General features: G+C 60.4%; 5 protein-coding genes and 2 pseudogenes. 3 read left to right on the forward strand and 4 right to left on the reverse strand.

Annotated features, from left to right (window positions below):
- A pseudogene (locus K359_RS56375) lies at positions 1-333 on the forward strand (IS5/IS1182 family transposase); the annotation flags it as partial.
- A gap of 122 nt (positions 334-455) precedes the next feature.
- On the opposite strand, the pseudogene K359_RS56380 reads toward K359_RS56375, so the two are convergent.
- From K359_RS56380 to K359_RS0147095, 4 genes and pseudogenes are all read right to left on the reverse strand, one after another.
- A pseudogene (locus tag K359_RS56380) lies at positions 456-1849 on the reverse strand (IS3 family transposase).
- Positions 1850-1961: 112 nt separating this feature from the next.
- Positions 1962-2519, reverse strand: coding sequence for a zinc ribbon domain-containing protein (locus tag K359_RS65565; protein WP_245284954.1), 558 nt, complete (start codon positions 2517-2519; stop codon positions 1962-1964).
- 29 nt (positions 2520-2548) lie between these two features.
- Positions 2549-2836: a hypothetical protein gene (locus tag K359_RS63880; protein ID WP_029085157.1), complete on the reverse strand. Its 288-nt coding sequence runs from the start codon at positions 2834-2836 to the stop codon at positions 2549-2551.
- Positions 2837-3101: 265 nt separating this feature from the next.
- Positions 3102-3632, reverse strand: coding sequence for a GNAT family N-acetyltransferase (locus K359_RS0147095; protein ID WP_029085158.1), 531 nt, complete (start codon positions 3630-3632; stop codon positions 3102-3104).
- A gap of 109 nt (positions 3633-3741) precedes the next feature.
- On the opposite strand from K359_RS0147095, the gene K359_RS62770 reads away from it, so the two are divergent.
- Both K359_RS62770 and K359_RS0147105 read left to right on the forward strand, forming a co-directional pair.
- On the forward strand, positions 3742-4146 hold the full coding sequence (locus K359_RS62770; protein WP_156929116.1) for a hypothetical protein: 405 nt from the start codon (positions 3742-3744) through the stop codon (positions 4144-4146).
- The gene (locus K359_RS0147105; protein WP_029085160.1) at positions 4143-4799 is read left to right on the forward strand and encodes a hypothetical protein; all 657 of its coding nucleotides are present in this window, start codon (positions 4143-4145) and stop codon (positions 4797-4799) included. The genes K359_RS62770 and K359_RS0147105 overlap by 4 nt, the downstream gene beginning before the upstream one ends.
- Position 4800 lies beyond the last annotated feature (1 nt).

Consider the following 4800-nt stretch of genomic DNA (forward strand, 5'->3'; position numbering starts at 1 on the left):
GCCTTTGTCGACAAGGGATACCGCGGCCATGACGCACAGAACCCGCGCCGCGTCTTCATCTCCGGCCAGAAGCGCGGCGTCTTCGGCACTATCAAGCGCCAGCTGCGGCGCCGCTCCGCTATCGAGCCCGTGATCGGCCATTTGAAGGCTGACGGACACCTCGGCCGCTGCTACCTCAAAGGCCGCGCCGGCGATACCGCCAACGTCATCCTCTCCGCCGTCGGTTACAACTTCCGCCGCATCCTCGCCTGGCTAAGGGCTCTTTGGTACCTCTTCCTGGCTGCCTTCTTCTCAGTCACCAGCCACCGCACACCACTCAAATCGGCTTCTTAACCGACGACTCGAAAGACGCGTGCTTTGGTTCGGTCTCGGGCTCGGGGGTGTCCGTCGTCAGATAATTTGAGATTTATCGGGCGTTTCGAGAAGGGAGGCTCTGGCTCATCAGGGGTTGGAGTTTAAGCGGCCTGCAGCTGATGCTGCAATAGCGGCGGTTTGCGATAGTGACAAGCTTGATGCGTTTGCGTTCTGCAAGGATCGCTTCGGCCCTGCCGAAGTACACATCCGCAGGTGTGAGGTTATCGATGCTCTCATGATAGCGGACATGATTGGAGTTGTCGACGAAGGCGCGTACCTGCCGTTCGAGATCGCCAGGCAGGTAGTAATTGTCGAGCAGAATGCGATTCTTCAGAGTCTGATGCCAGCGCTCAATCTTTCCCTGGGTCTGGGGGTGATGCGGAGCACCGCGCACGTGCTGCATGCCCTTCTGGTCGAGCCACTTGGCCAGATCGTCCGCGACGTAACTCGAACCATTGTCGCTGAGAAGCCTCGGCCGGTGCGCGACGGTGATATGGTCAAGGCCGGAGGCCGCGAGTGCCTGGTCGAGCGTGGCCGTGACGTCGGAGGCGCACATCGTGGGACCAAGCCTCCAGGCCACGATGTAGCGCGAGAAGTCATCGAGCACGGTCGACAGGTAGTACCAACCCCAGCCGCTTGAGGTAGGTAAAGTCGGTCTGCCAGAGCTGGTTGATGGCGGTGGTCTTGTCCTTGAACTCGTCCGCCGCCTTGATCACCACATAGGCCGGGCTGGTGATGAGGTCATGCGCCTTCAGCAGCCGATGGACCGAAGCCTCGGAGACAAAGTACTTTCTCTCATCGGTGAAGCGCACCGCCAGCTCATGCGGCGACAGTTCCGGCAGTTCCAGTGCAAAATCGATGATCTGGTCACGGACGTCATCCGGGATGCGATTCCACACCCGAGCCGGCCTTGATCGATGATCGGTCAGGGCCTCAACGCCACCTTCCCGGTAGCGATCATACCAGCGATAGAACGTGGCGCGCGGGATGCCGAGTTTGTCCAGCGTGCGCTTGGCCGGCAGATGCGATTGCTTGACCAGCTGGATGATCTCGGCCTTCTCTGAGGCGGGATACCTCATGCCTCGTTCTCCCCATCACTTACCCGACTTGGTGAATGCAAGGCATTCACCGAAAGGGGCCCGTTCATGCTTTTTTTTGAGCAGCCGGTTTTCCAGGGTGAGGTCGGCCACAACTTCCTTCAACACGGCCGTCTCACGACGCAGATCCTTTACCTCACCGGAGGTTGCCGCACGCGCCGTATCGCCCGTCAGGCGACGCTTGCCGGCCTCGAGGAAACTCCTTGGACCAGCCGTAATACATCGAGGCGGCCATGCCCTCGCGCCGGCACAGCTCGGAGATATTCTCCTCGCCCCGCAGGCCCTCCAGCACAAATGCGGATCTTCTCTTCCGCCGCGTGGTGCCGACGGGTCTGACGCCGAATGTCCTTTAGCACTTGTTCTGCCGGCGCTTTGCCCGGTCCGGACTTCTGCTTCATCTTCGCTCCTGGTGGCTACGATGAACCAGAAATCCTCCCCCCGCAAAATCCCTCTGTTTGTCTCACAGGCCCTGACGGCGAACACCGCCGCGTCATGCGCGGCAATCTCCACCTACGCGACGCGGGCAAGCGAGCGATTCCGGCGCCCCTCAAGCTCAGCGGCAACCAGGCGTTTTGCCGGATCAGCAGCGTCATATTGCCGGAAGGCGCGATCGGCAGCGTAACGGGCCGCTTCAAGATCACGGCCGAGCGCTTCGCGAACTTGTTCCTTCTGATGTGTGGCCTCGGCTGCGGCGACCGTAGCCGCCGCGACGGCGCCGGGGCCGACGACGCCGAGCAGTGCCTCTTCGATTGCATCATCGACGCGCAAGCCTCCGAACGCGATGCAGCGCGGTTCGCCGTTGTCCATCCAGCCGCGCGAGCAGCTGTAACGGGGGATGTGATGCTTCATACCGCTGTAGCACAGCGTCAGCTTGCGGCAACAGCGCCGACAGCGGATGAGCCCAGCGAGCAGCGCCTCGCCATGCTTGGGCGCGCCATGATGCCGGCTGGTTGGCAAGTTACTGGAGACCATTGTGCGGATCGCTTCGAACCTCTCCCAGTTCACATAGCCGTCGTGGGCGCCCGGCTTGAGGGCGCGCCTTCCGGCGGCTCTTCGCGCCTGTACCATGGGCGCCACAACCCGTCGTTACGGCTGTTCTACCAGGCTGTATCGCCGTTCGGCTGCTTCACCGGTAGGTCGAGGCCGTGCTCATGGAACCACAGCAGCGTCTGCCGCGCGGTCCCGAGCTCCTCAATCTTGTCGAAGACGAGCGTAATAGCGTCCTGCACACGCCGGTCCGGATCCTTCTCGTAGCGATCACCGACCTTCACAAAGCCGACGGGCGTGGCCACAACCAGTTCGCTGCGGCGGGCCTTCTCGTAGCGTGCCGAGAGCGACCGTTGTCGTAAAAGGTCCAGCTCATACTCGTTGAGGCTCCCCTTCAACCCCAGAAGCTGTTCGCCTAAACCACCCTCGGTAGGCCAATGTAGTAGCCGCGCCTGCGAAGCTCTGGCTCGGACCTATTGAGCGCTTCGCAAATGGATTCCACAGGCGCGCCTGCATCAACCAGCTCGCGCAGCAGTTCGTCTTCTCGTTTGATCCAGCGGGGAGAGGCGAGAGTCACCTTCAATCAACCTCTTAGCTTCGATTTCATGCGGTTCTCATATTTGAGTTGCGATCCGAAAGTTTTACTACTGTTGATCTTCGACGTTACAATTGCTTGTAGAAAAATGTTGCTGCCGCGTGCTTCCCGTCCGCCATTAGGACGCATCCTGGCACTACACCTATGCGTTGCCAGCCTTCGCTGTGATAGAGCTGCTCCGCCACCGATCCTGTAGCCGTACTCAGCACCAACAAGGTTTTCCGCTCACGTCGTGCCAGCTCCGTTACCGCTGAAAGCAGACGGCGCCCGACACCGCGACCGCGTGCGTCCTTCTCGACCAATACCTTAGTGACCTGCGCCATGTGCGGTTGATTTTCAGATGGCATGTGCACCATTTGAATTGAACCGACTGTCCGGCCCGTCCTATCCTCAGCTACGAGCAAGATTCGATCGTTGCGGGACAGCTCCTTGGACACGCGACGCCAATAATCCACCGCGCGTTCGCGCGGCAACGGCGACAAGAAACTAACTGACGCCCCCCCTTGCACGCACTCAATTAGGATTTCGGCTAGCCTACTCACACGGTGATCGTTCAGCTCTGCGGCACTGATACGCCGTATACGAATCTCGCTTTTCATCTGCACTCGATCGAGCTATCGCTGAATGTGGGTGACGGCGGAAATTGGGAAGGCGGCATATCGTGGGGGTGCTTGACGCTCCACTTCTCCACCGAAGGAGCGGTATGCCGTGTCCAAAGGTAACATTCAACCTGATTCACCAGGAAACGTCGACGATCAACCGGGGCGGCGTCTGCGCTGGCGCCGCTTTACATCATTCTCACCCGAACGCCTTGCCCCGATCCTGGCCCGGGAAGTCGCGCGTCGCAGGCCGGTACCGCTGACCTTCCACATGCGGCATGTCGAGAGGGATTGGGTGGGCATCCATTGCGTCCTGGTCGTTCGGGTCGATCAGGCGGGCATCCACGTCATCGATTCGCTGGGGCGGCGCGGTCGTAACGCAGAGAATTCGACCATCCTTCCGCATTGGCACGGTGACGGCTGGCGTATGGCCGGCGCGCCGCTGATCGTGGTCCCTCGCCCTGCACGAATTCTTCTCGGCTTACCCGCGCTCACCGAAAGGGCCGCCAGATGACAATGAAGGTCGTGCCAAAGGCCCTGTCGGGCCTGGCCTCGAAACCTGCTTTCAAGAAGGCCCATAAAGCTTGCGGCGCCGACTTCAATGGCCATCTCGAGCGGTTCCTGACCGCTACGATGGATGAAGTTCGGCTGACGACATCCGGCCGCGTGGTTCAGAGCATCCTGAACATGATCGGGCTCGCCGACTCCATTCAGTTTCGCGACGCGGTGCAGCCCCGAGAAATCTCGGGCATGATCGAGTACGAGAAGCAGCGCGATCATTCCTCCCACACGCTCTATAATTATCTGCTGGGCTGGTACTTCTTCGTTCACAGCGAGAGGTTGCGCGACGCCCTCGCCGTCGAGTTCGCAAAGCGCGGGATCCCGGCCGTCAGGAATCATCCCGTGGAGGGCTTTCGGACCGATGCTGCTTTCTTTGGCTTCATCTGGCAGTACGTCTCGATCCTTCACGACATCGGCTACATGTTCGAGGGCAGCCTATCCCGCATGTCCTTCGACCACTCGAGCAAGCAGGCCGAGATCGGCGCCCGGGTCGCGCGGCATTACTTCAACCGGGCCGTCTGGAGCGAAAACGACATCGATCTAGCCCGTCCTATTCGTGAGAGTGCTTTTTTTAGTCCGCTTGATGTGGCCGCACATCTGCTCTGAC

Origin of the sequence: Bradyrhizobium sp. th-b2 (genome assembly GCF_000426785.1) — a bacterium.
Classification (GTDB): Bacteria; Pseudomonadota; Alphaproteobacteria; order Rhizobiales; family Xanthobacteraceae; genus Bradyrhizobium; species Bradyrhizobium septentrionale.

Bases quoted from the DNA above. Each gene is read 5' to 3' on its own strand.
- K359_RS65565 (WP_245284954.1), bottom strand. From the start codon at position 2,519: ATGGTACAGGCGCGAAGAGCCGCCGGAAGGCGCGCCCTCAAGCCGGGC.
- K359_RS0147105 (WP_029085160.1), top strand. From the start codon at position 4,143: ATGACAATGAAGGTCGTGCCAAAGGCCCTGTCGGGCCTGGCCTCGAAA.
- K359_RS0147095 (WP_029085158.1), bottom strand. From the start codon at position 3,632: ATGAAAAGCGAGATTCGTATACGGCGTATCAGTGCCGCAGAGCTGAAC.